24 protein-coding genes and 1 pseudogene are annotated in these 25,918 nt (G+C 62.0%); 21 read left to right on the top strand and 4 right to left on the bottom strand.

Features of this window, described 5'->3' with window-relative positions; all coding sequences use genetic code 11:
- Positions 1-90 precede the first annotated feature (90 nt).
- The 10 genes from PQR32_RS14085 (at position 91) to PQR32_RS14040 (ending at position 12,477) form a co-directional block, all read left to right on the top strand.
- Positions 91-2,397 carry a N,N-dimethylformamidase beta subunit family domain-containing protein gene (locus PQR32_RS14085; RefSeq protein WP_408227404.1) on the top strand — a complete coding sequence of 769 codons (2,307 nt, stop codon included), beginning with the start codon at positions 91-93 and terminating at the stop codon, positions 2,395-2,397.
- Positions 2,390-3,787 carry an aminotransferase family protein gene (locus tag PQR32_RS14080; RefSeq protein ID WP_408227401.1) on the top strand — a complete coding sequence of 466 codons (1,398 nt, stop codon included), beginning with the start codon at positions 2,390-2,392 and terminating at the stop codon, positions 3,785-3,787. The genes PQR32_RS14085 and PQR32_RS14080 overlap by 8 nt, the downstream gene beginning before the upstream one ends.
- 83 nt (positions 3,788-3,870) lie before the next feature.
- On the top strand, positions 3,871-5,061 hold the full coding sequence (locus PQR32_RS14075; RefSeq protein ID WP_408227398.1) for an alpha-hydroxy acid oxidase: 1,191 nt from the start codon (positions 3,871-3,873) through the stop codon (positions 5,059-5,061).
- Positions 5,058-6,062 carry a ketopantoate reductase family protein gene (locus tag PQR32_RS14070; RefSeq protein WP_408227395.1) on the top strand — a complete coding sequence of 335 codons (1,005 nt, stop codon included), beginning with the start codon at positions 5,058-5,060 and terminating at the stop codon, positions 6,060-6,062. Before PQR32_RS14075 ends, PQR32_RS14070 begins: the two co-directional genes overlap by 4 nt.
- Positions 6,063-6,349: 287 nt before the next feature.
- Entirely contained in the window at positions 6,350-7,741 is a 1,392-nt protein-coding gene (locus PQR32_RS14065) for an MFS transporter (protein ID WP_408227392.1), read from the top strand.
- Between the two features lie 34 nt (positions 7,742-7,775).
- Positions 7,776-8,891 carry a porin gene (locus tag PQR32_RS14060; protein WP_408227389.1) on the top strand — a complete coding sequence of 372 codons (1,116 nt, stop codon included), beginning with the start codon at positions 7,776-7,778 and terminating at the stop codon, positions 8,889-8,891.
- A 32-nt stretch (positions 8,892-8,923) separates the two neighbouring features.
- Positions 8,924-10,036, top strand: coding sequence for a mandelate racemase/muconate lactonizing enzyme family protein (locus tag PQR32_RS14055; RefSeq protein WP_408227386.1), 1,113 nt, complete (start codon positions 8,924-8,926; stop codon positions 10,034-10,036).
- A 36-nt stretch (positions 10,037-10,072) separates the two neighbouring features.
- Positions 10,073-11,206: a branched-chain amino acid ABC transporter substrate-binding protein gene (locus PQR32_RS14050; RefSeq protein ID WP_408227383.1), complete on the top strand. Its 1,134-nt coding sequence runs from the start codon at positions 10,073-10,075 to the stop codon at positions 11,204-11,206.
- 10 nt (positions 11,207-11,216) lie between these two features.
- Positions 11,217-11,513: a Dabb family protein gene (locus tag PQR32_RS14045; protein WP_408227380.1), complete on the top strand. Its 297-nt coding sequence runs from the start codon at positions 11,217-11,219 to the stop codon at positions 11,511-11,513.
- Between the two features lie 43 nt (positions 11,514-11,556).
- Entirely contained in the window at positions 11,557-12,477 is a 921-nt protein-coding gene (locus PQR32_RS14040) for a beta-keto acid cleavage family enzyme (RefSeq protein WP_408227377.1), read from the top strand.
- Positions 12,478-12,664: 187 nt separating this feature from the next.
- Here PQR32_RS14040 and tnpB read toward each other — a convergent pair whose 3' ends face one another.
- Both tnpB and tnpA read right to left on the bottom strand, forming a co-directional pair.
- Entirely contained in the window at positions 12,665-12,910 is a 246-nt protein-coding gene (tnpB, locus tag PQR32_RS14035; protein WP_408227761.1) for an IS66 family insertion sequence element accessory protein TnpB, read from the bottom strand.
- Positions 12,907-13,347: an IS66-like element accessory protein TnpA gene (tnpA, locus tag PQR32_RS14030; RefSeq protein ID WP_408227374.1), complete on the bottom strand. Its 441-nt coding sequence runs from the start codon at positions 13,345-13,347 to the stop codon at positions 12,907-12,909. Before tnpA ends, tnpB begins: the two co-directional genes overlap by 4 nt.
- A gap of 840 nt (positions 13,348-14,187) precedes the next feature.
- Between tnpA and PQR32_RS14025 the strand changes: the two genes are divergently transcribed.
- The 5 genes from PQR32_RS14025 to PQR32_RS14005 all read left to right on the top strand — a co-directional run bounded on the left by PQR32_RS14025 (position 14,188) and on the right by PQR32_RS14005 (position 19,624).
- Entirely contained in the window at positions 14,188-14,598 is a 411-nt protein-coding gene (locus PQR32_RS14025) for a Het-E N-terminal domain-containing protein (RefSeq protein ID WP_408227371.1), read from the top strand.
- Positions 14,591-18,073, top strand: a complete 3,483-nt coding sequence (locus PQR32_RS14020) for a P-loop domain-containing protein (RefSeq protein WP_408227368.1) — start codon at positions 14,591-14,593, stop codon at positions 18,071-18,073. Before PQR32_RS14025 ends, PQR32_RS14020 begins: the two co-directional genes overlap by 8 nt.
- Before the next feature lie 318 nt (positions 18,074-18,391).
- Positions 18,392-18,799, top strand: coding sequence for a Het-E N-terminal domain-containing protein (locus PQR32_RS14015; protein ID WP_408227366.1), 408 nt, complete (start codon positions 18,392-18,394; stop codon positions 18,797-18,799).
- Complete coding sequence (locus PQR32_RS14010; protein ID WP_408227363.1) at positions 18,792-19,466, top strand: ATP-binding protein; 675 nt, start codon at positions 18,792-18,794, stop codon at positions 19,464-19,466. Before PQR32_RS14015 ends, PQR32_RS14010 begins: the two co-directional genes overlap by 8 nt.
- Positions 19,463-19,624: a hypothetical protein gene (locus PQR32_RS14005; protein ID WP_408227360.1), complete on the top strand. Its 162-nt coding sequence runs from the start codon at positions 19,463-19,465 to the stop codon at positions 19,622-19,624. The genes PQR32_RS14010 and PQR32_RS14005 overlap by 4 nt, the downstream gene beginning before the upstream one ends.
- A 24-nt stretch (positions 19,625-19,648) precedes the next feature.
- Here the strand turns inward: PQR32_RS14005 and PQR32_RS14000 are convergent, their stop codons facing one another.
- A complete protein-coding gene (locus PQR32_RS14000; RefSeq protein WP_459252005.1) occupies positions 19,649-20,368 on the bottom strand; it encodes an IS6 family transposase in 720 nt (239 codons plus the stop codon).
- Here PQR32_RS14000 and PQR32_RS13995 point away from each other — a divergent pair.
- Positions 20,324-21,493, top strand: coding sequence for an nSTAND1 domain-containing NTPase (locus tag PQR32_RS13995; RefSeq protein ID WP_408227357.1), 1,170 nt, complete (start codon positions 20,324-20,326; stop codon positions 21,491-21,493). The genes PQR32_RS14000 and PQR32_RS13995 overlap by 45 nt on opposite strands.
- On the top strand, positions 21,450-21,554 hold the full coding sequence (locus tag PQR32_RS13990) for a CHAT domain-containing protein (protein WP_408227755.1): 105 nt from the start codon (positions 21,450-21,452) through the stop codon (positions 21,552-21,554). The genes PQR32_RS13995 and PQR32_RS13990 overlap by 44 nt, the downstream gene beginning before the upstream one ends.
- Before the next feature lie 100 nt (positions 21,555-21,654).
- On the opposite strand, the pseudogene PQR32_RS13985 reads toward PQR32_RS13990, so the two are convergent.
- Positions 21,655-21,808, bottom strand: a pseudogene (locus PQR32_RS13985) (ATP-binding protein); the annotation flags it as partial.
- Between the two features lie 278 nt (positions 21,809-22,086).
- Between PQR32_RS13985 and PQR32_RS13980 the strand changes: the two are divergent.
- The 4 genes from PQR32_RS13980 to ddpX all read left to right on the top strand — a co-directional run bounded on the left by PQR32_RS13980 (position 22,087) and on the right by ddpX (position 25,899).
- A complete protein-coding gene (locus PQR32_RS13980) occupies positions 22,087-23,517 on the top strand; it encodes an ISNCY family transposase (protein WP_408227354.1) in 1,431 nt (476 codons plus the stop codon).
- Between the two features lie 820 nt (positions 23,518-24,337).
- Positions 24,338-24,793: an Xre family toxin-antitoxin system antitoxin gene (locus tag PQR32_RS13975; protein WP_408227351.1), complete on the top strand. Its 456-nt coding sequence runs from the start codon at positions 24,338-24,340 to the stop codon at positions 24,791-24,793.
- Entirely contained in the window at positions 24,790-25,260 is a 471-nt protein-coding gene (locus PQR32_RS13970) for an RES family NAD+ phosphorylase (RefSeq protein WP_408227752.1), read from the top strand. The genes PQR32_RS13975 and PQR32_RS13970 overlap by 4 nt, the downstream gene beginning before the upstream one ends.
- Before the next feature lie 75 nt (positions 25,261-25,335).
- Positions 25,336-25,899, top strand: coding sequence for a D-alanyl-D-alanine dipeptidase (ddpX, locus tag PQR32_RS13965; RefSeq protein ID WP_408227348.1), 564 nt, complete (start codon positions 25,336-25,338; stop codon positions 25,897-25,899).
- Positions 25,900-25,918 lie beyond the last annotated feature (19 nt).

The following is a 25,918-nucleotide window of genomic DNA, read 5'->3' as shown; positions in this document are numbered from 1 at the left end:
ACTGGGCTGAAAATGAATCCTGCGATGAAGCGGGAGCCGTCCATTCTGATAATCAGCCGCGCAAGGGCGCGGCGCACTCAAGGCACGCGCATGATCACGATCACTGGCTACAGCGACATCCTTTCCGCCGGACCCGACGAATCCATTGAATTCAAGGTATCCAGCCGGTCTGCCCAGCCGTTTGAGGCCGAGCTCGTGCGGGTGATTCACTCCGATCCCAACCCCGACGGCCCGGGTATGCGCTTTGAGCGCCTCAGTCATATTTTTTCTGGGACTTTTGCCTCGGTGGACAAACCGCTGTTGCCGGGCTCGTTTGCCCGCGCCGCGCGGCTGCCAATGGCCGGCGGCGGCGCCGGCCTGACCGTGGGCGCGCGCATCCAGCCGAGCGCCATCGCCCGCGGCGAGCAGTGCGTGATGTCACAATGGAATGCGGCAAAGGGCACGGGGTTCGCGCTGCTGGTCAACGAGAACGGCGTTGAGATGCGGCTTGGACGGGGTCTTGGCAAGCCCGTCACGCATCTGCAGTGTCCCGCCGCGCTTGGCGCCAGATGGTATGACATCTGGTGCGCTATCGACCCGGCTGCCGGCCAGATTGAAGTCGGGGTGGCGGAGGTGGACCGCCGCGTTGCGCTGCCGCTCTTTTGCCGCACCGTGCAGGCATTCGACGAGGCGATTGCAACGCCGCTGCAAGCGGAGGCAAGCGGCGGCGCGCACGATGCCGCCGATCTGCTGATCGCCGCGCAGGAGGATGGAGACGGCCGCCGCGCCTTCTTCAATGGCAAGATAGAAGCACCCTTCATCGCCAACCTGCCGCCGGCGTTTGCCACGAACGCGCGCGCGGCCGCGGCACCGCGCGCGGCAGACTTTGAGCATGCTGGTCTGTTTGCAGCATGGGACTTCGCGCGCGGCATCGATTCGCTGGAGATTGTCGATATCGCACCGCACGCGCGGCACGGCGAGTTGATCAACCTGCCCACACGGGCGGTACGCGGCAGCCTGTGGAGCGGTCGCGAAACGTGCTGGCGCGCCGCGCCGGATCACTACGCCGCCATCCACTTCCATGATGACGACCTGCACGACGCCGGCTGGGCAACCGATTTCACGTTCAAGGTGCCCCCGTCGTTGAGAAGCGGTGCTTACGCGATGAAAATAGGCGTGGAAGGCGCAACCGATTATCTGCCGTTCTATGTGCGTCCCGAACCCGGCAAGCCGACCGCTTCGATCGTCTTCGTTGCCGCGACCTACACCTATCAGGCCTACGCCAATTACGCGCGCGGCAACTTCGATGCGTCGTTGCGCAACAAGGTCGCGCAATGGGGCGCTTATCCTCACAATCCGGACGAGCATCCGGAAGTCGGCCTGTCGACTTACAACCGCCATTCGGACGGCAGCGGCGTCGCCTTTTCGTCGCGTCTGCGGCCGATGCTGACGATGCGCCCCGGCTTCATCACGTTCGACGACGCGCGCGGTTCCGGTTGCCGTCATTACATCGCGGATACTCATCTGCTCGACTGGCTCGAACACCAGGGCTTCGCCTTCGATGTCGTCACCGACGACGATCTCGAACGCTTTGGCGCCGCAATTCTCGAACCGTACGCTACGGTGCTGACCAGCACGCATCCGGAATACCACACGGCCGCGACGCTCGACGCGTTCGCCGGCTATCAGCGCACCGGCGGCAATCTCGCGTATCTCGGCGGCAATGGTTTTTACTGGCGCGTCGGCCGCTCGCCGAGCGTGCCCGGCGCGATAGAAATGCGCCGCACGGAAGGGGGCGTGCGCGCGTGGGCTGCCGAAGCAGGCGAGTATTTTCACGCGCTGGACGGCGAATACGGAGGCTTATGGCGCAGCAGCGCGCGCCCGCCGCAGCAACTGGTCGGCATCGGCTTCACCTCGCAAGGTCCGTTCGAAGGCGCGCATTACCGCGTGCTGGATGCTGCCCGCAAACAGCCGGGCGGCTGGATCCTCGACGGCATTGAAGGACCATTGTTCGGTGACTACGGCTTGTCGGGCGGCGGGGCAGCCGGATTCGAGCTGGACTCCACCGCACCGGCAGACGGCACGCCGGCCAATGTGACGATTCTCGCCCGCTCCGAAGGCCATAGTGCGGCGTTCGGCCCGGCGCTCGACGCGCTGCTGTCACACACGATGACGCGTTCGCGGGCGCCCGCCGAGACATTGATTCGCTCAGAAATCGTCTACTACGAAACGGGCTTCGGCGGCGCCGTGTTCTCCGTCGGCTCAATCACATTTTGCGGTGCACTGTCGCACCGTGGCTATAGCAACGACGTTTCAACCCTGTTGTACAACGTGCTGAGCCGCTTCTCCCGTCGCGCCAACCCGGGCACGGACGACGTGCGCGCAGTAGCATCCATCGAGGCCAACGTACATGTCTGAACAATCTCAGCCGCGCCTGGTCGGCGACACTCCGAGCGGCGGCAGCGTAATGAGCTTTTACCTGCCGAAGGGCGCGCCACGACCGCCGCGCATCGCGCGTGGCGAGGGCGTCTATCTGTACGACGAAGCCGGCAAGCCATATTTGGACGCCACCTCCGGTGCTGTGGTCAGCAATCTTGGTCATTCGAATCCGCGTGTCGTGGCGGCAATGATCGAACAGGCTCAGCGCGTGACGTTCGCCTACCCACGCTTCTTCGAGAGCGAGCACAACGTGCGGCTCGCCGACCGGCTTACGGGTCTTGCCGGCGAGGGCTTCGAGCGCGCGTTTTTCGTCTCCGGCGGTTCGGAGGCGAACGAATCGGCACTCAAGCTCGCGCGCCAATATGCGGTCGCGCGCGGTGAGGGCACGCGTTTCAAGGTCATCGCGCGTGATCCGAGCTACCACGGCTCGACGATGGGAGCGATGGCGGTCACCGGCGATTCGTTCACAGAGTCGATCTACGGACCCATGCTGCGGACAATGCCGAAAATTCCCGCTCCGCTGACTTATCGGCTGGCGCCAGGCATCAGTGCCGAAGAGCACGTTGCTGCTTGTGCACAGGCGCTAGAAGCGAAGATTCTGGAGGAGGGCCCGCAGACGGTGCTCGCCTTCATCATCGAGCCGATCGGTGGACTGTCGAGCGGCGCCCTGGTGTCGCCGGCGTCGTATTACCGGAAGGTCCGCGAGATTTGCGATCGTTACGATGTACTGCTGATTCACGACGAGATCATGAGCGGCGCGGGCCGCAGCGGCGCGTTCCTGTCGTCCCAACATTGGCAGGGATCGCGGCCCGATATCGTGACGCTCGCCAAAGGTCTGGCCGCCGGCTACACGCCGTTCGGCGCGGTCCTTGCGCCCAATCGCATCGTCGAAACCATTGCGGCTCAAGGTGGCTTCGTGCATGGCCATACGTATTTCTCCAATCCGTTTTCGTGCGCGGTGGCCGTGGCTGTGCTCGACGAAGTGGTCGAGCAAGGGCTCGTCGAGCGCGCCGCGCGAATGGGGGACTATTTGGATGCACAGTTGCGCGAGTTGCAAACGCGCTCGCGACTGATTGGCGACGTGCGTGGCAAGGGGCTGCTCATGGCGATCGAGCTGGTTGCGGATCAGGCGACCAAACGGCCATTGCCCGCAGCGATGAACGCTCCAGCGCGGCTCACCCAGTACGGTCTTGCGCACGGCATCGCGCTGTACAACCGGCGCGCCAATCGTGGCGAATTCGGCGACATGCAACTGATCGCACCGCCCTTGATCGTGACGGAGCCGCAGATCGATGAACTGATTAACCGGCTGGAGCGGTCTCTGGCTGACTTCGAGCGCGACCTGCAACGCGAGCGTTTGCTGCGATGAGCGATAACGCCAAACCGGTTTTAACGAGTGCGGTTGCGCCCGGCCCGGCGTCGGCCCACATCACGAGTGAACCGCAAAAGCCAGTGTCCCTTGCGACGTCCTCGCGCCGGCTCGCGCGCATCCATAGCATCGAGGATTTCCACGAGTCCGCGCGTAGCGCGCTGCCGCGCATGGTATTCGACTTCATCGAGGGCGGCGCGGGTGGCGAGAGCACGGTGCGCGAGAACCGTGCGGCCTTCGAGCGGGTCCGGCTTGTTCCATCGGGGCCTGTCGATGTCTCAGTGCGCACGCCACGCATTGGCCTGTTCGGTTGCCAGCAGGCAATGCCGGTCGTCATCGGACCGATTGGCCTCGCGTCGGCGTTCTGGCCGGATGGCGAAATCGCGTTGGCGCGCGCCGCGGCCCGGCACGGTATCCCGTTCGTGCTGAGCAACGGAACCAGCATACCGAGCGGCGAGGTCATGCGCGCGGCTGGGGGGCGCAAGTGGTTCCAGCTCTATGTGCCGCCGGATGAACGTCTGCTGGACAAGTGGCTCGACCAGATCGACAGCGAAGGCTACGACGTGTTGCAGGTGACCGTCGATACAGCGGTGCCCGGCCGGCGGCTGCGCGACGTGCGTAACGGCTTTTCCATGCCGTTGCGCTGGACGCCTGCCAAGGTGCTCGACGTGGCGCTGCATCCGCGCTGGATGTTCGATATGTTGCGCAACGGGGCACCGAAGCCCGTGATGTGGGAGGAGGCCGCGGCGAGCCGTCCGGCCGCAACGGTGTCCGAGCGCAATCTGTCGGCGATCAGCCCGCGTCTGGACTGGCACACGGTCGAGCGTCTGCGGGCCCGCTGGCCGCATGCGCTTGTCATCAAGGGACTGGCTGATCCCCGGCAGGCTAGCCGGGCGCTGGCTGCAGGCGTCGACGGACTGGTGGTATCGAATCACGGCGGTCGCCAACTAGACGGGGCCATCGCCGCGCTGGACATCCTGCCGGAGATTGTCGATGTGGTCGGCGGGCAGATGTCGGTCCTTGTCGACAGTGGCGTTCGCAGCGGCAGCGATGTCCTGAAGGCACTTGCGCTGGGTGCGAGCGCGGTACAGATTGGACGGGCCGCTGTGTACGCGCTCGCAACCGCCGGCGAAGCCGGCGTCGATCGCGCGCTCTCGATATTGCGCGAAGAACTGGACCAGGCGATGGCGTTGTGTGGCGTGCGGGCCTGCAGCGAGGTGACTCGCGACCACGTGCGTCTCGCGCCATGGTTGTCGACGGAGATCCGGGCATGAGGGTTTGTGTATTTGGCGCGGGAGCGGTCGGCGGCCATCTGGCGGCGCGCTTCGCGTACGGCGGCGCGCAGGTGTCGGTGATTGCGCGCGGCGGCCATCTCGAGGCACTTCGGCGTGATGGGTTGCGGGTCAATCTGCCGGACGGCGAGCTGTATTGCACGCCCACGGCGAGCGATCGGGCCGAACAGCTTGGCCCGCAAGATGTGGTGATCGTTGCGGTGAAGACCACCGCTTTGCCGGCGGTGGCTGCGGGCATCACGCCGCTGCTCGGACCCGACACGACGGTGGTGTTCGTTGCGAACGGCGTGCCATGGTGGTATTTCCACCAACACAACGGCGATGCAAACGAAAGGCAATTGCCGCTTGTCGATCCGCATGGTGCGTTGTGGCGCGCGGTCGGGCCAAGGCGTGCGATAGGCGGGCTCGCTTATACGGCGTGTTCGATCAGCGCGCCAGGCGTGATCGAGGTATTAAGCGCGCAGCCGCACGTCGTGATCGGCGAACCTTCTGCGCGCAGGCTTGCGACGAACGAACCGTCACCGCGGGAGATCCGGATCGCGCAGGCGCTTGAGGCGGGCGGTTTGCCGTGCCGCGTATCGAACGACATCCGCATGGACGTATGGACGAAACTGATCGGCAACCTGGCCGGTTCACCGGCCTCGCTGCTGACGCACCTGCCGCTCTCGGCAATTTGCGACGACCCGGGCGGAGAGACGCTGTTACGTGCAGCGGTGAACGAAGGCATCGCGCTCGCGCACGCGATGGGCTGCAGGGTACCGCTCGATGCCGATTACTACCTCGCGCCGACGCGCGGGCTGCTGCATAAAGCGAGCATGTCTCAGGACCTCGAAGCAGGCCGCCCGCTCGAAATCGATTCGATCCTGATGCAACCTCTTCAATTCGCGCGAGAACGTGGCGTGCTCACGCCAACGCTCGATCTACTCGCGACGCTGGCGCGTTTGCGAGCCTCGGCAAGCGGTCTCTATCCAAGCGCCTCCTGAGACACGGTTTGCCGTTGTGTCGAAGCCGAGCTGCCTACGGGCAGCTTTTTTTTGTCTTCGTGCCGCCGACGTTCAGGCGCGACGCCGCAGCGCTCCCTGGCGTTTGCCCTAGGCGCCTCGAATCGCCCGTAGATAAAAGCGTCGCGCCGATATTCATCACGCGAATATCGACTAATGGGCAAAGCGCATCGCGGTCACTATTTTGTCTTTTTACTTTCTCCCCATACCGGTTCGCGTCGTCATTTGAACGCGGGCCATCCGACCTCAAGACCAAGGGACTTTCGACAATGAACGCTTTGATTCCCGACGCCGACATGCAGGCGGCGCGCCGAAGGAAAGCAGTGATCTCTGCCACGATCGGCAACGCGCTCGAATGGTTCGACATCATCGTGTTCGGCTTCTTCGCGATCACGATCTCGAAGATCTTCTTTCCCGCCAAAGACGAATTCACGTCACTGCTGATGACTGTGGCGACCTTCGGCGTGTCGTTTTTCGTCCGGCCGATCGGTGCCATCGTGCTTGGCATGTACGCCGACCGCGCTGGCCGCAAGGCAGCGCTGTCGCTGTCGATGCTGATGATGACGGCCGGAACGCTGACCATCGGTTTCGCGCCGACGTATGCGTCGATTGGCCCGTGGGCACCCGTGCTGATCGTGATCTCGCGGGTGATCCAGGGCTTCTCGGCGGGCGGCGAATTTGGCAGTTCCACCACGTTCCTGCTCGAACACACGCCCGAGCGCGAACGCGGTTTCTACGCGAGTTGGCAGGTGGCAAGCCAAGGGTTGACTGCGCTGCTGGCCGCTCTGTTCGGTCTGATGGTGGCGCTCTTGCCCGCGGATGCACAACTGTCGTGGGGCTGGCGGGTGCCGTTTTTCTTCGGCGCGCTGATCGGCCCGGTCGGCTTCTACATTCGACGCAAGGTCGACGAAACGCCCCAGTTTGTCGCCGAGGTGCAAAAGCTCATCACCGCCGATGTCTGCGCCAGTGCAACTCCGTCACGTTGGCGCGGCCTCGCAGGACTCTTGCCGGCAACCGGCCTGATCGTGCTGTCGACTATCGGCTCCTACGTGCTGCTGCTGTACATGCCGACCTATGCGATTCGCCAGCTCCATCTCACGCCGTCGCTCGCTTACTACTCCGTGATGGCAGCCGGTACCGTGCAGTTCGTGCTGTCGCCATATTTCGGGGCGCTGTCGGATCGGATCGGCGCCGCGCGTGTCATGGTGCCGGGCGCGCTCATCGTTGGCCTCGGCATGTATCCGGCGCTGGTGTATATCGACGCGACGCCCAGCGTCATGCGTCTCGTCGCGATGCAGTTCGTGCTCGGCATTGGACTCGCCGCTTACTTCGCGCCGGTGCCGGCGTTGATGGGCCGCCTGTTCCCAACCCGCTCCCGGACGACCGGTCTGTCGGTCAGCTACAGCCTTGCAGTGACGATCTTCGGCGGTTTCGCACCGTTCATCGTGACATGGCTGATTGGCAAGACGGGCGATAACCTCGCGCCTGCCTACTACGTCGGGTTCGGCGCGCTTGTCAGCCTCGTGGCGTTAATCACCTGCCGTGCCCAATGCGGCAAGTACCCGCCGGCCGCTACCCTGCCGGCCGAAAGAACGGTCGCCTCTCCGGTTCTCCGTGCCGATCCGACCGGCATCACGCACGTCAACGATTGCCCAAACTAAAAAACACATCCGAACCATTTATGCAGGCGAAGACATGAAAATCAAAACCATTACCTTGGCAACGGGAATGCTTGTTTGCGGAGCCGCAAGCGCGCAATCGTCGGTGACGCTATACGGCGCGATCGATACCGGCCTGCGCTATACGACCAATGCGGCGACGAGTAAAAATGCGACCACTTGGGGACTCGGTTCGGGCGCGCTCATGGGGAGCCGCTTCGGCCTGAAGGGCAGTGAGGACATCGGCAACGGCACGGCAGTCAGGTTCGTGCTGGAGGACGGCTTCATTCCAACCACGGGTGCGTTCGATCAGCAAGGGCAATTGTTCGGCCGGCAGGCATGGGTGGGGATCGACAACCCGACCTACGGCATGCTCCAGGCGGGGCGTATTTACAGCATTCCGTTCTGGCAGCTTTCGAACTACGATGCGTTCAACTTCCCGAACTACCTGCAAGAGGCTTGGGAAACACGCTTCTTCGGCGTGCGCCTCGACAACTCGGCCAAGTATTCCTTTTCGCGTGCCGGGTTCGGGCTGCAACTGCAGCACTCGTTTGGCGGCCAGGCAGGCGACTTTCAGGCGGGCTCGACCGATGCCATCGCGCTCACTTATAACGGGAGCGGACTTGCCGTCGGCGCGGTGGCGCAGCGCTCAAGCGACGCGGCGGATCGTCATGCCAACGTGTTTGGCGGCGGCGCCAACTACTCGCTGGGTCCGGTCACGCTTTACGGGCTCTATATCTATTCGAAACGCGACGCCGGCTTCACGGTTGGTACGGCTTCGGGTTCCGCGTTGGCCAACACGAGCATTCTCTCGAACGCCAACACGGCAGCGGGCGTGAACAAACAAACAGCAAGCCGGCGCGATTCCTACGCGGAAATTGGCGCCAATTACCGCGTCACGCCCGCCTTGAGCGTCGGTGCGAGTCTGATGCTGGATAACGTCGCCGGTGTGGCGGGCGATGCGGGCGGCAAGATCAAGACCCTCGTCGCGTTGATCGATTACCGCCTGTCCAAGCGGACCGACATTTACGCCGAACTCGACCGCAACGTGTTGAACGGCGCGTCGGTGACCGATCCCAACAACCCTGTTGGCAGCTTCGGCGGACGAGCTTCGCAAACGGGCGCCACGCTCGGTCTCCGTACGCTGTTCTGAGTCAGGTCCATTCTCTTTTTTACACCCTCATCATGAAAATCACTAACGTCGAAGCGCTGTGGCTCGCGTTGCCCGAGATCAGCGCGCGTCCCGACAGCTCGCAAGACGCATTGCTCATCAAGATCACCACCGATTCCGGCATCGTCGGATGGGGCGAAGTGGACAGTTGTCCGTCAGTCGTCAAGGCGATCATCGAGGCACCGATGTCGCATAGTCAGGTAATCGGTCTGCGCGCGTTGCTGATCGGCGAGGACCCGCTTGATACGACGCGCCTGTGGGAAAAGATGCACGCGTCAACGTTGTACTACGGCCGGGCGGGCGCCGTGATCCAGGCGATGGCCGGCGTCGACATCGCGCTGTGGGACATCAAGGGCAAGGCGTTCAACGTGCCGGTCGTCACCCTGTTGGGCGGCGCGCTGCGAGAACGCATGCGGGTGTATTCGTCGAACCTCTTTCAGGAAACCGTGGAAAAGACGGTCGAGCGCGCGAAGCGTGCCATCGACGAAGGGCACACAGGCGTGAAATTTGGCTGGCCGCCCTTCGGCCTCGACGAGGCCGCCGACTTGCGTTATGTGGAAGGCGTACGCCGTGCGATCGGCGAGCGCAACGATTTCATGCTCGACGTGGGGCAGGCGTGGGACGCAAAGACCGCGATCCGCCGTGCACAACTATTCGAACCGTACCGTTTGTTCTGGATTGAAGAACCGCTGCGCCCGGAAGACTACGTCGGCTACGGCCGCGTGTCGGCCGCGACCAGCCAGCACATAGCGGCGGGCGAACAGCAATGCACCGTATCCGAGTATCAGCGGCTGATCGATGAAGGCGGTGTCGACATCGTGCAGATCGACATCACACGCGTGGGGCTGACCCAGGCGATGCAGATCGCCGCGTACGCGCATGTGAAGGGCCGTAAGGTCTGTAACCACAATTTCACGACTGACTTCAACAGTGCCGCGTCGCTGCATTTCCTGTGTGCGATTCCGAACGCACTGGTCATGGAGTATTGCGTCGAGCCGAGCGAGTTGACCAGCAGTCTCGCGCGCAATCCGGTCCGCATCGTGGACGGCTATGCGCTTTTGCCGGAAGAGCCCGGCATCGGCGTGGTGCCGAACGAAGAGATCGTTGCGAAGTATCTCGTCAAATAGCGTTGCGGCGCTCGCGCTCTACCGAAAAGGAATTGCATGAAAGTCAGGTACGTTTCATTGGCCGCATGCCTGCTCGGCGTGGCCTCATTGGCCGCGGCGCAGGATGAGACCGTGGTGAAGATCGGCAGTGCGGCGCCGACAAGCGGTCCCATTGCGCACTTCGGCAAGGAAAACGAGAACGGCGCGCGGCTCGCGGTCGAGGACGTGAACCGCGCCGGACTTGTGATCGATGGCAAGAAGATCCGCCTCGAACTGGATGCGCAGGACGATGGCGGCGATCCACGGCTCGGTACCCAGGTCGCACAGCGCCTGGTTGACGATGGCGTGGTGGCCGTGGTCGGCCATCTCAACTCAGGCGTTTCTATTGTCGCGTCGCGTATCTATCACGACGCGCAGATTGCGCAGATTTCGCCAAACGCGACCAATCCACAGTTCACGCTGCAGGGCTACAACACGACTTACCGGTTGGTCGCCACCGACGCGCTGCAGGCACCGGTGCTGGCGAACTACGCGATGCGCACGCTGAAGGCGAAGCGCTTCGTGGTCGTCGACGACGCGACGCAATACGGCCAGGGACTTGCCGATCAGTTCGAGAAGACGGTACGCGCCAATGGCGGCGAAGTGCTGTCGCACGAAAAAACCACTGACAAGGCGGTCGACTTCAAGGCGATTCTGACGAAAATCAAGGCCGAGCGTCCGGACGCGGTGTTCTACGGCGGCTTCGATGCGACCGGCGGTCCGTTCGCCAGTCAGGCGCGTCAGTTGCAGGTGAATGCGCGCGTGCTTGGCGCCGATGGTCTGTGCTCCGACGAGATGGCGAAACTGGCAGGTGTGGCAGCAGAGAACGTCGTCTGCTCGGTTGCAGGACAACCGACATCACGGATGGCACGGGGCGCGGCATTTTCCGATGCCTATCAGAAGCGCTTTGGCGTCCCCGTGTTGATCTATGCGCCATATGCGTACGATGCGGTGATGGTGATCGTCGATGCGATGAAGCGTGCAAACTCCACCGATCATCGCAAGATACTGGCCGAGTTACCCTCCACGAACTATGCGGGCCTGATTGGTACGATCCGCTTCGACACGAATGGCGATGTCGCCGATCCGCAGCTTGCACTGTATCGCTTCGAGAGCGGCAAGATGGCGCTGCTCGATGTCGTGCGTCCTTGAGAGCTGCACGATGATCAGACATCTCGTGATGTTCCGCCGCTTGCGGGACATCGCAGCGCAACGCGAAATCGAAGCTTCTCTGGTCGAGCGGATGCGCGGCTTGAGTGGACAGATCGATTTTGCGCGGACGTGGCGACTGTCGGCAAACGAACTGGACCGGCCCATCTGCTGGGACTACGTTCTGGAATCGGCGTTCGACGATCGGGCGGCCGTTCAGCGTTTTTTGCAGCACCCCGCCCACGTTGCGCTCGCGGCGGAACTTCGAACGTACTTCGAATGGGCTGTGTGCGACTACACGGAAGCGTGAAGGCAATCGTTATTGCCACAACCAAAAAAACAAGGAGATAAGCGTGAGCAAGCAGAAGGTGATCGTAACCATCGCCCCGACCGGCGGCATGGCGCACAAATCGCAAAATCCACATCTGCCAACGCAGCCCGACGAGATCGCTCAGGACGTCTACGACTGCTACAACGAAGGCGCCAGCGTGGCGGCCGTGCATGCACGCCGCCGAGACGATGGCGCGACCTGCGATGCGGCGATCTATCACGACATCAATCGCCGCATCCGCGACAAATGCGACATCGTCATCAACAATTCGACGGGTGGTGGTGTGCATGGCGACATGATCGGCGAGGCACCGAACGGATACTGGGAAATCTTGTGGGAAGAACGCCTGAAAGGCATGGACGCCGGCGCGGAGATGTGCACACTCGATGCGACGACGATCATCGCGACGTTCGGCGGCAAGGAGTTGCTGATGCACACCTCACCGGAGCGCTCAAAGTATCTGGCCCAGGAGATGAAAAAGCGCGGCATCAAACCGGAGTGGGAAGTTTTCAGTCCCACGCATATCGTTCAGGATGTGGCGACCTTGACGGCGGCAGGTTTCGACGAAGAGCCTTTTTTCATCAACCTCGTGCTAGGGGTACATAAAGGTTTTCAGAATGCCATGCCGTACACGCCCCGTGTGTTGCAGTCAATGGTAGACCTGCTCCCCAAAGGCAGCATCTTTTGCGTTAGCGGTATTGGACCCGCCCAGTTGCCCTCGGCGATGAATTCGCTGCTGCTGGGCGGCCACGTCCGGGTGGGACTCGAAGACAACCTTTACTACGGTCCGGGTGAACTGGCGACGAACGTACAGTTGACGGAGCGAGTGGTGCGCCTTGTCCGGGAGATGGGATACGAGCCGGCGACGCCTGCCGAAGCGCGTGACATGATGGGGCTTGCTCGCGCAGGTAGGGTACGCCCGGAATTTGCGGTCACGCGGTAGTAACTCGACGGTCGACTGACAGTTGCTCCGACAACGTCATTGCAGTCGGGTGTAGATCTGCTCACAATTCAGGCGTGGCTTGGGCATGCGCAGGTCGCGACAACTCATCGATATGCCGAAGCTGACGTAGAGATGATGCGAGCCGGACTGGATAAGGCCGGCATCTTCGCCGCCACCGGCGCTCGTTTCAAGCCGAAGGACGCGGTACTGCGATTGCTTGAGCGGATATGATTGTTATGTGGCGCCAAAGTGCATCCGCTGATCGTGGAACGACGCTCATCGCATTTCCCGCCACATATTCTTGCGCGTCACATAAGAATGGATCCTTCGCCAGTACGGTCTGTACCTTCGCGGCAAGGCCGTCGAAGCCACAACGCATATCCGTGAATCCAGCGGCAACCCAGATGCGCGTGTTTGCCAGCGGACCAATCATCGGCTCAGGCACTGGATCACCACGCGCAGCGTGTCGGGATCGACGCTCCCTTCAACGTGTACCTCGCCTCGTGGCAACTGGATCCGGATTATGCCAGGCGCCGCTGCCGCAGGCGGACATGCCACCGTTTCGGCGGCGCTGCTATCGTTGACCCCGTTTACGGTGACCGGCAGCAAGGCGCATTCGCGACCGTTCACGCCAAGTCGTCCATCCAGATACTGCTTGCGCCAGTCGAACAGCTGATTCGCGTTCACTTCGTGACTGCGTGCAATCTCCGCCACCGAACGTCCACTGGATAACGTCTCTTCGACGATCTGGCGTTTCTCGTCCACGGTACGCCGGCGATACTTGCGGGCGCCTTTGATTTCTGTGAATTCAGTCACTGTGTCCATGATTTCCTTTATGGGCACAGTGACATATGTGCCCCGGCAAAGCATGGCGTCGCCTTCATCGGGCGTCTATACGGTCACGGTCGGACGGTTACGTGATTTCCCTGATTTCGCAAAACACGGTTACTTGGCGCCCCCCTTGAAGAGTCCGAATAAATGCATGAAGGACCGGTGTGGCCATAGGACCGATTTTGTTAAGCGTTGTCCAACGCCTGCCCCCATGCGTCGTCGTGTGCTCACGCGCCGGCAGACATGGGCAGGCGTCGAACAACGCTTAACACGAGCGGCCGTTCACGCATGGAGTCGGTCGGACACTCAAACGTCAGCTCCGCCCCAGCGATCGGCCATTCGATTCGCGAAGCAGCGTTGATCTTTGGGCCACTGTAAGCAATGGTCCTTCAAACAACGACCGAGTCGCTATCTTGTTCTTGACTGGAACCACGCGGGCGATGGCCCAGGACATTGCGCAACGTTTTCAGCAACTGCGAGGCTTGCCCCCGAGCTGCCGGATCAACGCGCAACCTCCAAGCTGTGGTCTTCAAGGTGCCACGCCAATTATTCGGACTGGACATCCTCGACCTCTTCCGTGATCTGCATAGCGAGCCGGTTTTGAAAATCTATAGCGGCCTGCCAATATTCGTGACAACCGCGTGCGTATTCACGTTCTATAGTGATGGATCTCCCCACGTTCCCGCAACGGCCGAATTGCACGCACGTTCTACAACCCGTCCGGCTGCGCGATAGATGTGAGTTCGGTCACCAACCAGCGTCAAACTGAAATAACACCTTCGAACCGGAAATGGTCAATTAATCTGAATTAAGTGCGGGTCATGCCGTTCTGTATGCAGGGTTTGCCCATCACTCTCGATTCCCGGAGGTACTGAGAAAATGGATCCCGTGACCACGGCTATCATCGCCGCAGTAGAGGCAGGGGCGAACCGTGCGGCCGGGGATGTCGCCAAAAAGACGCTTGTCGATTGCTACGATGGATTGAAGGCGTTGCTGAAGAAAAAGTTTGGCAACGAAAGTGACGTCGCAGACGCAGTCGACAGGCTCGAGAAGCAGTCTGACCCAAAAGGGCGCAGGCAAACCGTGGAAGACGAAATCGTGGCGGTGAAAGCCGGCGCTGACCCGGAACTGCTCGCGCCGGCTCAGGCGCTCTTCGACCAGATCAAGGCAATGCGAGGAGCAAAGCACAACGTGCAGGTCGCTCATGGCACTGGCATCGCGCAGGCCAGTGATGCCAGGCCCGCGAGCGTCATTTTCCACGGTTCGCCACCGCCTCCGAAAAATGACTGATCGGGACAACGGGCGGCAGTCCGCACAGGGCGAGGGCATCGCGCAGGCGTACGGTCCTGGCGCCAGGGCGTCGGTCGAAATCCATCAGCACCAGCATCACTATCCTGCGGCGCCGCCGGTATCTTGGAACTGGCCGCGGCCTTGGGATTTTTCCGGCTACATCAACGAAAAGCGCCACGACTTCACCGGCCGTGACTGGCTGTTCGACGAAGTTCGCAAATGGTACGAGGATGATCACGCCGCACAGGCGCTGCTGATATGCGCGGACTTCGGCGTCGGCAAGTCGGCCTTCATGGCCGAGCTCACGTCCGATGCGCACGGCCTTCCGATCGTTGCGTACCACTTCTGCCATCATGACACGATTGAAACGCTCAATCCGGCGACGTTTGTGCGAAGCGTGGCGGCACAACTCGCCGCCTCCCTGCCGGCCTACCGGTCCGCCGTCGAAGCCGATCCGGACGCGCGCCGCTGGCTCGACGACGTGCAACTGGATCCGGCGAGTGCATTCGAGCGTGCGGTCATCGGGCCTCTGAATGTGATCGACTCTCCAGCTGCGCCTTATGTGTTGCTCGTCGACGCACTGGACGAGGCGCTGGACTTCGAGTCCGTCGCGGCCGGCAGCCGTCCGGCGACGATTGTGCGCCTCCTCGCAGCCCGTGCACGACGGCTGCCCACATGGCTGCGAATTCTCGCCACGAGCCGACGGGTTCAGGAAGTCCTTCAGTCGGTCCAGAGCGCGTTCCGGTGCGAGAAGCTGGACGGCGAGGATGCCCGCAACCTCGACGATATCCGCCGCTACGTGGCCGCTCGTTGCGCGCGTGAGCCACTGGCGCGTGTGCTGAAACAAGGCGACACGAGCGCCGGCGAGATCGCGGCGTTGCTGTCGGGGCCCGGGCTGAGTGGCGGCAAAGTCCTTTACGCCGTCAGGGTCCTCAACGACGTCGAGTCAGGCACGCTGCCCCTTGATCGCGTCAATGACCTGCCCCCCGGCATGGACGGGTTCTATCTCGACGCTTTCGAGCGGCGCTTTCCGGAACGCGAAGACTACGCGCCGGTCGCCGCGCTGCTGGGGGTGCTCTGTGTCCAGCGTGAGCCGCTGTCGCGGGCAGAACTGGCGGCAATCCGGCGCACCAGCGAGGCGCAGATCGCCACAATGCTCGGGAGGCTCGAGGACTTCCTCAAGGTACGCGCGAAGCGCTACGCCTTCGACCATCTGTCTCTCGCGCAATGGCTTAGTGAGGAAAACGAAGACGGTTTTCCTCGTGCAAGGAGGTTTTCCATTGCGCCGGGAGACGCCGAATTGCGCATTGTCGATTGGGCGCGGCGCGAGCTTGCCGCAGGCCGCGCGCATGAATCGGTGTATCTGGCGCGGCATCTTGGCGTGTACCTGAGCCCGCAGGAGCGCAAGGTTCAATTCGGCAGGTTGTTGCTCGACTTCCGTTGGCTTAATGCCCGCTTGCGCGCAGGCGGGGTCAATGCATTGCTGATTGACTTCGCGGAGGTCGACGGGACACCCGCGCTCACAGCGCTGGTTCGAGCGCTTCGGCATAGCGCCCACGTGCTCGGACACGACGACTGTGACTGGTCAGGGGCTGACCTGCTTGCCTCACAGATTCTGGGGCGCCTGCTGTCTCAGGCCGAGCCCGAGATCCAGGACCTGTGCGCGCAGGTGGCCGGGCTGCCCACCCTCCAAGGGGGGTGGCGGCCTCTGACCGACAGCTTGCGATCCGTCGAAGCATTGCTACGTACGCTCCAAGGAGGCAGAGGAACGATATCCGCGCTTGCGGTGCTGTCCGACGGGCGGCTCGCGTCGGGGGACGAAACGGTCAGGCTGTGGAACCCGGAAAGCGGCATTTGTGAGGCGACCCTGAAGAGACACATGGTAATGGTATATGCGCTAGCGCCGCTGCCCGACGGGCGGCTCGCAGCGGGATCCTCTGACTGCACGATCAGCCTGTGGAATCTGGCGACCGGCGAGTGCGACATGACGCTCATAGGACACAAATTTGATGTATTCGCCGTCGTGGAGCTGTCCGACGGGCGGCTCGCGTCAGGGTCGTCGGACACCACGATCAGGTTGTGGGACCCGGTGAGCGGCGCGTGCGAGGCGACGCTCGCAGGGCACACCGGACCCATATTCGCGCTCGTGGAACTGGCCGACGGGCGACTGGCGTCGGGGTCGTACGACCGCACGATCAGGCTGTGGAATCCGACCACCGGCGCGTGCGAGGCGACACTTAAAGGGCACCTGGGCCCGGTGCGTTCACTCGCGGTGCTGACCGACGGGAGGCTTGCATCCGGGGCAGGGGACAAGACGCTCAGGCTGTGGAATCCTGCCAGCGGTATGTGCGAGGCACAGCTCGAGGGGCACACGGACCTGGTGTCCGCGCTCGCGGTGCTGACCGATGGGCGACTTGCGTCAGGATCGTGGGATACCACCATCATGCTGTGGAACCCTTCGAGCGGCGCGTGCGAAGCGACGCTCGAAGGACACTCGGGCTCGATAACCCGACTCGTGGCGCTGTCCAACGGACAACTCGCGTCAACATCGTCGGACACCACGATCCGGCTGTGGCAGCCGCCGAGCGGCGCGTTCGAGGCGAGGCACGAAGGGCACGCCTCCGAGGTAACCGCACTCGTGGTACTAGCTGACGGAAGGCTTGCTTCGGGATCGCGGGACAGCACGATCAGGTTATGGAACCTGGCAAGCGGTGTCTGCGAGGCAGTGCTTGAAGGACACGCGAGTGCGGTAAATGGTCTCGCGGTGTTAGCCGACGGGCGGCTCGCGTCAGGGTCGGCGGATACAACGATCAGGCTGTGGGACCCGACCAGCGGCACTTGCGAGGTGACACTCAAAGGACACACGGGGGAAGTTTCCGCACTGGGGGTGCTCGCCGACGGCCGGCTCGCATCCAGCTCGTCGGACACGACGATCAGACTGTGGAATCTGACGAGTGGCGCGTGCGAAGCGACTCTCGAAGGACATACGGAAAACGTAACTGCGCTTGCGGTACTGACTGACGGGCGGCTCGCATCGGGATCACAGGACCGCACGGTCAGGCTATGGAACCTGACGAGTGGGGTGTGCGAGGCGACGCTCGAAGGACACACGGGTCCGGTGTTCGCGCTCATGCTGCTGGCCGACGGGCGGCTCGCGTCGGGGTCGTGGGATGAAACGATCAGGCTGTGGAAGCCGGCGAACGGCGCGTGCGAAGCAACGCTTCAGGGCCACTCCCACTCGATAGGCGCGCTCGCGGTACTGGCCGACGGACAGCTAACGTCGGGATCGTCGGACAGAACGATCCGGGTCTGGCGGGTGCGTGACGGCCACTGGACGGCGGAGGTACGGTTTGTCGCTGACGGCGAGGTTCAGGCGCTTGCCTTCGCAACACGCGCAAGAGTTCTCGCAGCAGGCGACGCGAGCGGACGCGTTCACTTCCTGAAGGTTGACACCGCTGAAACTTTTCCCAAGTAGCACACGGGGCAGCCCGGGGCCGGCGGATCTAAATGTTGCGGAAGGAGCCGCCGCACGCTCTTTCGCAATGCAATAACAGAAATTGTTGTGAAAACCCGGTTTCGCCCGTCCTGTCTCCACAACGGCCCAGCTGCACGCATGACTCGCAACCCTTCCGGCTGCGGGATAGAGGCGGGTCCGGCCATAAGCCCGGCGGTAAGCCGAAAAACGCCTCCAAACCGGAAATGCTCAACTATTCTGAATTCCAGGGCAGTACCGTTTTCTATGCAGGGTTTGCCGAGCATCGCGCTCACCGTCGATTCCCGGAGGTACCTAGAAATGGATCCTGTGACCTTGGCTATCATCGCCGCAGTAGAGGCGGGGGCGAGCAGCGCGGCCGGCGATGTTGCCAAAAAGGCCCTCGTCGATGGCTACGATGGCCTGAAGGCGTTGCTGAAGAAAAAGTTTGGCAGCGACAGTGACGTCGCAGACGCAGTCGACAAACTCGAGAAGAAGCCGGACGCCGCGGGGCGCCGGCAAACCGTGGGAGACGAACTGCAAGCGGTGAACGCGGGGAGCGACCCGGAACTCCTCGCGGCCGCCCAGGCGCTCCTCGACCAGATCAAGGCAATACCCGGAGCAAAGCACAACGTACAGATCGCTCGTGGCACTGGCATCGCGCAGGCTAGTGATGGCAGCAACGCGAGCGTGACCTTCGACGGTCCATCCCCTGCGAAAGATGAGTGAGCCCTACAGTGGGTCGCAGTCCGCTCAGGGCGAGGGCATCGCGCAGGCGTACGGTCCTGGCGCCACAGCGTCTGTCGAATACCACCACCATCACTATCCGGCGGCGCAGCCAGCGTCCTTCCAGTGGCCGCGACCCTGGGACTTCACGGGTTACATTGCTGAAAAGCGCTCTGCCTTTATTGGACGCGACTGGCTGTTCGACGCGGTGCGCGGATGGTACGAGGACGATCACGGCGCGCAGGCGCTGCTGGTCTGCGCCGACTTCGGCGTCGGCAAGTCGGCTTTCATGGCCGAACTCACGCACAATGTTCACGGCCTTCAGGTCGCGGCCCACCACTTCTGCCATCACGACACGATAGAAACGTTCAATCCGGCAACATTCGTCCGCAGCGTGGCCGCGCAACTCGCTGCCTCCTTGCCGGAATACAGGTCGGCCGTCGAAGCCGATCCGGACGCGCGCCACTGGCTCGACGACGTGCAGCTGGATCCCGCGAGTGCGTTCGAGCGCGCGGTCATTGGCCCGCTCAACGCGATCACCCCACCAGCTGCGCCCCAGGTATTGCTCGTCGACGCGGTGGACGAGGCGCTCGACTTCGAGACCACCGCGGGCAGCAGCCGCCCGATCACGATCGTGCGCCTGCTCGCGGCGCGTGCACGGCAGCAATGACGCGGCGCACCGCGCTCGTCGCGGCGTTCGTGTTTGGCGTGCTCGATGACCTCGTGGTATCGACCAAACTGCTGCTGACCGGCAAGCTGCCTGCTGCGGGCAACCTGATGCGGCAGGTCGTCGAAGGGGTTCTGGTGCAAATAGGAAAAGCGGGTTGAGAAGTGGCCTATAGGCAGGATAACTTATCGAGTGGACAGGACCGCATTCCATACGGCGGGCGCAGCGGCCTCCTTGAGGCTGAGCTCCGTGAGATCGAACTGGCCCTTGCGAATGCGATGCGTCAATTCGACACCCGATATTGTCGTCGCGGCGCTCCTGAACCGCTTGAATCCAAGCATCACGTTCGTTCTGGACTTGATGTGGTGATGATCCTGTTCGATCACGTTGTTCAGATATTTTGAGGACCGGACCTTCGTGTCTTCAGGCAGCAGACCATCGGCTTTCATCTCGCGCACCGCGCGGTGCGAGGCAGCGTAGCCATCGAGCGTGATGGTCTCCGGCGACTGGCCCTGATGCCTGATAGCCTTGCTGAAAAAGGCTTTGGCCGCGGCCACGTCGCGCTTCGCCCTGAGCATGAAGTCCACAGTCTGGCCAGCCCGATCCACCGCCCGGTACAGGTAGACCCATTTGCCGCGAATCTTCATGTAGGTTTCGTCGACGCGCCACGAGCGACCGGCTGGCGTAGCAAAGCGGTTCCAGCGTTTGACGAACTCGGGCGTATAACGTCTCACCCAGCGCAGGATCGTCGTGTGGGCCAGCGATAATCCCCGTTCGGCCATCATCTCGACCAGATCGCGCAGGCTGAGCTTGTAGCGCAGATACCAGCGAACGCACAGAATGATGATCTCCCGATCAAAATGACGTCCACCGAACAACTCCTCCAGACTCTTCAGCTTGCTCATCGCGGGTCATCAGTTCGTTTTTCTCCGACAACTCTAACCGATTCGCCGACTCTATTTGCAACAGAGCCGCTGTTCTTCGGCCGTGACGGACACGTGCGCGAACTGCTCCTCAAACTGCAGAACCGGCAGCGCTTCATTTCGGTGCTTGGCGCGTCAGGCACTGGGAAGTCTTCGCTGGTGCGCGCCGGGCTTATCCCGGCACTCCACCGCGGAGCGTTCGCCTCTGCCGGACACAACTGGAACGTGTGCGTCATCAATCCGGGCAACGCGCCGCTCGCTCATCTTGCTCTCGCGCTCACCGAGGACGAGCGCTGGGTCGACGACGACGACCGCGCGATGTCGGTGTCGTCACTGAGTGCAACGCTGGCGTCGAGTCCGCTCGCTTTGACCGAGCTTTATTTCAAGAGGTCGGACCGTTTCGCCGGACAGGCGCTGCTGCTGGTGGTCGACCAGTTCGAAGAGATCTTTCGCTATCGTCAAAAAAACGTCGACGAGGCGGAGGCCTTTATCAAGCTTTTGCTGCGATCGGCATCGGAAGACGTCCCGATTTACGTCGTGGTGACGATGCGCTCCGATTTTCTGGGTAACTGCGTCGCGTTTTTCGGTTTGCCGGAGGCAATCAACAGCGGGATCTATCTCACTCCGCGGCTCGGCCCTGAACAGCTCAAGTCGGTGATCGCTTCTCCGTTGGCGCTCGCGGGCGGCGAGATCGATCCCGTATTGGTCAGCAAGCTCATCAACACACTCGGCGGCGAGGACGAGTTGCCAATCCTGGAGCACGCCCTGCTCCGGATGTGGAATCGGGCCCACGCGAACGGCCGTCAACGAATCGAGGAGGGCGACTTCGAGGTGGTGTGCGCCCCGCCTCGCCGGGCGGACTCGAACGCAGGCGACACGCAGGAAATCGCGCCGACCCCCAAGCTCGCTTTCGCAATCGACAATCATGCGTCAGAGAACTTCGACGCACTTGCGCCCGAATGCCGATCGGTGGCTCGTCAGCTATTCCTCACGCTGGTCGAGCGGCGCGACGGCCGCGTTGTACTACAGTCGACTGTCGGCTGGAATGGGCCGATCGGCGGCGCTGCGCGCGGCGCAACTGGCCATGCTTCAGGATCCGAAACGTAGCCATCCCTACTACTGGGCAAGTTTCATTACGATCGGTGAGTCAGGGCCGCTCGAACCGTAGGGTGTTGATTTGCACGGAATCCTGACCCACGATTTGCATTGAATTCTGACCCACCCGTTGGACCAGCTTTGCGGTTATTCGGTGCGTATCCTAGCCTTCTTTATCTCGTTTTTTGGTTGCGTGTGCTGTTTCCGAAACGATAGCTATCGTCGCCTGTTTCTTCAATGTGACAAGGATGTGAGACGGTCGAGCAGCGCTGTCGTCATCTTGGCATCGGCAAACACGCTGGCTCTTTCGGAGAACCTCAGATTGGTCACGGCATAGGGGGAGACCGGGTCCGCGGTATCACACGGCGCTTGTTTCACGTCCAGCGGCTAGAAACAGATTTCTGCGAGAGGCGGGAACAGTTTTATGCAAACCAACGAAGGCTGAAAGGAGGGGTAGCTTGCCTATTCGATTTGACATAACATAATTTATCAACATTTCGAATGTAGAGGCTAAGTTGTAATGTCCGCTTCTAGCTAGGTTCAAATGTCCGCTTTCGCGGTGCGTATGCTGACCAGCGGCCGGTACCCCGGCACTGGAGGCATGGATGGCTGCGACCGAACGGATAACGATGACGATGCGCGAACTGGACAGGTTCAAGGTCATTCAGGATGTTGCCGACGGCAGGCTCAAGCCGTGGCGGGCGGCGGAACGGCTCAGGCTGACCACGCGACAGATCCGGCGCCTCGTTGCGCGACTGCGCGAACACGGTCCGGGTGGTCTGGTATCGCGCCGGTGCTCGAAGCCCAGCAACAACCGTCTGGATTCTGTGAAGGCCGATCGGGCGCTCTCGATCATCCGTGATTGCTATGCCGATTTCGGGCCGACGCTGGCCTGCGAGAAGCTCTGGGAGTGCCACGGCATCCGGCTCGCCAAGGAGACGGTCAGGCGGCTGATGACGGATGCGGGTCTATGGGTGCCGCGCCGGCAGCGACCGCCGAAGATCTACCAGCCGCGGGCCCGTCGTGCGTGTCTGGGCGAACTGGTGCAGATCGACGGCAGCGATCATCGCTGGTTCGAGGAACGGGCGCCAGCCTGCACGCTGCTGGTGTACGTCGACGATGCGACCAGCCGGCTGATGCATCTGCACTTCACGGCGAGCGAATCGACCTTCAGCTATTTCGAGGCGACGCGTGCGTACATCGAATGCCACGGCAAGCCGGTGGCGTTCTACAGCGACAAGGCGAGCGTGTTTCGCAGTGGCAAAGCCCATGAAACCGGCAGCAGCGTGACACATTTCGGCCGGGCGATGTACGAGCTGAACATCGACACGTTCTGTGCGAACAGCAGTTCAGCCAAGGGCCGCGTCGAGCGCGCCCACCTGACGCTGCAGGACCGGCTGGTGAAGGAGCTGAGGCTGCGTGGCATCAGTACGGTGGCGCAGGGCAATGCGTATGCGCCCTCCTTCATCGCGGCCTATAACGTGCGCTTCGCAAAGCCGCCTAAAAGCGATTTCGACGCGCACCGGCCGCTGCGGGCTGACGAGAATCTCGACCTGCTGATGACGTGGCGCGAGACGCGGCGCGTGACGAAGTCGCTGACGGTGCAGTACGACCGGGTGATGTACCTGCTGGAGGACACGCCGGAGAACCGGAAGCTGATCCACCGCTACATCGACGTGTGGGAGTACCCGGACGGACGCATCGAGATCCGCGCCGATGGTCGGGTATTGCCGAGCCGGCAATACGACCGGCTGGCCGAGATTGATCAGGGTGCAGTCATTGAACATAAACGCCTGAGTCACGTGCTGCAGGTCGCGCAGGCAATCCAGGCGCAACGCGACAACCGGCGCATCTCCGGCTCCCCTGCGCGCACGAATCAGGGACAACCGGTTCGGGCAACGGAACGCGCGCAGGGCACGAAGAAGCAGCGTGAATTCACCCAGGACGACATCAACGACGTGATCACGGAACTGGCACAACGCAGACAGCCGAACCAAACACGCAAACCTGGCCGTCGGTCTGCAGGATCCGGCTGAACGGACTGACACGCCCTGCCCGTTCAAGGCGGTCCTTCAACACTGCTTGATCTGTGACCCATGAAAAGACAAATCTCACCCCCTTTAAAACCGGACATTTCAACTTAGCCGGAAAGCGGACATTCAAGAATGGCCTCGACATCGAATGATCGTGCTTTTATCCGTGGGGCGATTGTAGAGTCGGTACACGCCGGCCTTCTCAGCCCACATCAGGCTATCGGATGAAGAAGTCGCTTAGGTCAGCCACAGCGGGTCGCTCGGCCGCGCCAGTATCTTTCTCTGTGCCACGGCGGTGAGCCGGTCGCGACCGTTTTCAAACGTCCTGAGGGTATTCGTCCAGTTCGCGCCGCGCGGCAACCAGAAGTGTTCTCTCAGAGTCGCCGGGCGTCCCGTATCGCTAGGTGCTAAACGAGTACCCGCAAATGACTTTCGAAGCCTGCCGTCGTGTTTGCAAGCAGCTTTTTCAGGTTTGGTAGTGGGCTTAGATGAATCTGACTGTTAGTTGCAATTTAGAATCAACGCCGCTGAATATTGCGAAGGTTTTCGGGATTGCGCAGCTATCACGCCGTCACAGGCGAGGCAGGTATTGGTCAGAGGCCTCACGTAGCGGAGCCAAACGGCAAGCGAGCTACATTGACAGCGCAGTTCTCGACGCCCTACCTGCCACACTTCGATTGGCCACGCGCGGGAATAAAACTATGCATGTCGACGGCAACAACATCCCGGTGGCCGGACCAGATCAGTCGGATGCCACTATCGACCAACCGCAATTCGGCAGAATGCCTATAATGAGTGAGCATTTTGCCGAAACGGAGCTGCCATGACCACAATTGCCTTCGTGCCTACCGGTGCCGAAAATCCGCGCCGGGCGGAACTGACAATGCTCGGGCAGTTGCTTGACGCGCGCATTCGCAACGAGACCGATCTCGCCGAGCTGGCAAGCGAACGGGTGGCCGTTGAAGTTATCGACCGCTTGACGGCTCAGGGACTGAAGGCGGATGAACTCGCATTCATCATCCCACGTCGCACCCTGACTCACAGGCGTCAGCAGCACGAACGTCTCTCAACGGAGGAATCCGACCGGGCGATCCGTCTGGCGCGCATCCTGGCGCAGGCGGCGGCGGTCTTCGGAAACACTGCAAAAGCGATGCACTGGCTGCGAAACCCGCAGAAGCGCTTCACAGGCCGCAGTGCGCTTGAGATGGCTAGCACTGAACATGGGGCGCGTCTGGTTGAGGATGCATTGATCCAGATCGACGAAGGATACTTCGCCTGATGGTCTTATGGAGAATCAGCAACTTTGCCGATCTGAAAGGAATTGGCGGGCTTCGTGCACCTGGGAGATGGCATTTTGCAGGGCAACCTGTGGTCTATCTGGCAGAGCACCCTGCTGGCGCCCTTCTCGAAACCCTCGTGCATCAGGAAATCAGCGGTACCGCGGATCTCCCCGACACCTATCAACTGCTGAAGGTCGAAGTCGACGACGGCATGACGATCGCCGAAATGGATGAGGATGGTTTCCCGCCCGATTGGCGCGACGACCAGGCTTGGACCCAGGCGGCCGGGACGGAGTGGCTCGCGCATGCGACTTCTGCCCTTCTCAAGGTGCCCAGCGCCGTGATGCCTTTTGCCTTTAACTTCATTCTCAATCCCGCCCATAAGGATGCGTCGCTCATTGAAATCAGTATGGCCATTGAGGTGCGGCAGGATCCGCGCATCCTCCGGCTTTTGACACGCCCATAGCTGCGAATCTGCCAGGCGAATTTAACCGGTTCGATCGCTGAACTCTCTTTCATTGGATATTCCACCGCGCCCTCCATGACAGAACCGCGACTCATCGAAATCACGGCCGCCTCACACGGCGTCGACATCGACCTCGTCTATGCCACCGAGCGTAACCTGACCGGCAAGCCCATCTACAAGAAGGCCCACTGCCTGCTGCTCGAACCAGCCGAAGCCGGTCTGCGGAGGGCAGTCAAGATTGCCCGCGACGCCGGCCTGACGCTGCGGATTTTCGACGCCTACCGTCCGCCCCAGGCGCAGCAGGTGCTGTGGGATTTCCTGCCCGATCCCACCTACATCGCTGAGCTTGGCCGTGGTTCGAACCATAGCCGCGGCACGGCGATCGACCTGACGCTGCTCGATGCCAGCGGCAACGAACTCGACATGGGCACGGGCTTCGACGCCATGACGATCGAATCCGAGCACTTCCATCCGGGCCTGCCCGAGCACGTGCAGCGCAACCGCCTGTTGCTGCTCGGCATCATGCACGCCGCGGGCTTCGCGCACATCAGGAACGAATGGTGGCATTACGAGCTGCCGGGCTCCCGTGCGCTGCCTCTGATCGACAACAGTGAAAGCGGCCCGTTACGTCTCATGTAGTGGCTTTCGATTCTCCATC

This window comes from Paraburkholderia dipogonis, from assembly GCF_046027395.1.
GTDB classification, from domain to species: Bacteria; Pseudomonadota; Gammaproteobacteria; order Burkholderiales; family Burkholderiaceae; genus Paraburkholderia; species Paraburkholderia dipogonis_A.
Note: the sequence above shows the minus strand (reverse complement) of the source record. Positions and strands in the feature narration are given on the sequence as shown.

Bases quoted from the DNA above. Each gene is read 5' to 3' on its own strand.
- PQR32_RS14085 (WP_408227404.1), top strand. From the start codon at position 91: ATGATCACGATCACTGGCTACAGCGACATCCTTTCCGCCGGACCCGAC.
- PQR32_RS14080 (WP_408227401.1), top strand. From the start codon at position 2,390: ATGTCTGAACAATCTCAGCCGCGCCTGGTCGGCGACACTCCGAGCGGC.
- PQR32_RS14070 (WP_408227395.1), top strand. From the start codon at position 5,058: ATGAGGGTTTGTGTATTTGGCGCGGGAGCGGTCGGCGGCCATCTGGCG.
- PQR32_RS14065 (WP_408227392.1), top strand. From the start codon at position 6,350: ATGAACGCTTTGATTCCCGACGCCGACATGCAGGCGGCGCGCCGAAGG.
- PQR32_RS14060 (WP_408227389.1), top strand. From the start codon at position 7,776: ATGAAAATCAAAACCATTACCTTGGCAACGGGAATGCTTGTTTGCGGA.
- PQR32_RS14055 (WP_408227386.1), top strand. From the start codon at position 8,924: ATGAAAATCACTAACGTCGAAGCGCTGTGGCTCGCGTTGCCCGAGATC.
- PQR32_RS14050 (WP_408227383.1), top strand. From the start codon at position 10,073: ATGAAAGTCAGGTACGTTTCATTGGCCGCATGCCTGCTCGGCGTGGCC.
- PQR32_RS14045 (WP_408227380.1), top strand. From the start codon at position 11,217: ATGATCAGACATCTCGTGATGTTCCGCCGCTTGCGGGACATCGCAGCG.
- tnpB (WP_408227761.1), bottom strand. From the start codon at position 12,910: ATGATTGGTCCGCTGGCAAACACGCGCATCTGGGTTGCCGCTGGATTC.
- tnpA (WP_408227374.1), bottom strand. From the start codon at position 13,347: ATGCTTTGCCGGGGCACATATGTCACTGTGCCCATAAAGGAAATCATG.
- PQR32_RS14025 (WP_408227371.1), top strand. From the start codon at position 14,188: ATGGATCCCGTGACCACGGCTATCATCGCCGCAGTAGAGGCAGGGGCG.
- PQR32_RS14020 (WP_408227368.1), top strand. From the start codon at position 14,591: ATGACTGATCGGGACAACGGGCGGCAGTCCGCACAGGGCGAGGGCATC.
- PQR32_RS14015 (WP_408227366.1), top strand. From the start codon at position 18,392: ATGGATCCTGTGACCTTGGCTATCATCGCCGCAGTAGAGGCGGGGGCG.
- PQR32_RS14010 (WP_408227363.1), top strand. From the start codon at position 18,792: ATGAGTGAGCCCTACAGTGGGTCGCAGTCCGCTCAGGGCGAGGGCATC.
- PQR32_RS14005 (WP_408227360.1), top strand. From the start codon at position 19,463: ATGACGCGGCGCACCGCGCTCGTCGCGGCGTTCGTGTTTGGCGTGCTC.
- PQR32_RS13995 (WP_408227357.1), top strand. From the start codon at position 20,324: ATGACGTCCACCGAACAACTCCTCCAGACTCTTCAGCTTGCTCATCGC.
- PQR32_RS14000 (WP_459252005.1), bottom strand. From the start codon at position 20,368: ATGAGCAAGCTGAAGAGTCTGGAGGAGTTGTTCGGTGGACGTCATTTT.
- PQR32_RS13980 (WP_408227354.1), top strand. From the start codon at position 22,087: ATGGCTGCGACCGAACGGATAACGATGACGATGCGCGAACTGGACAGG.
- PQR32_RS13975 (WP_408227351.1), top strand. From the start codon at position 24,338: ATGACCACAATTGCCTTCGTGCCTACCGGTGCCGAAAATCCGCGCCGG.
- ddpX (WP_408227348.1), top strand. From the start codon at position 25,336: ATGACAGAACCGCGACTCATCGAAATCACGGCCGCCTCACACGGCGTC.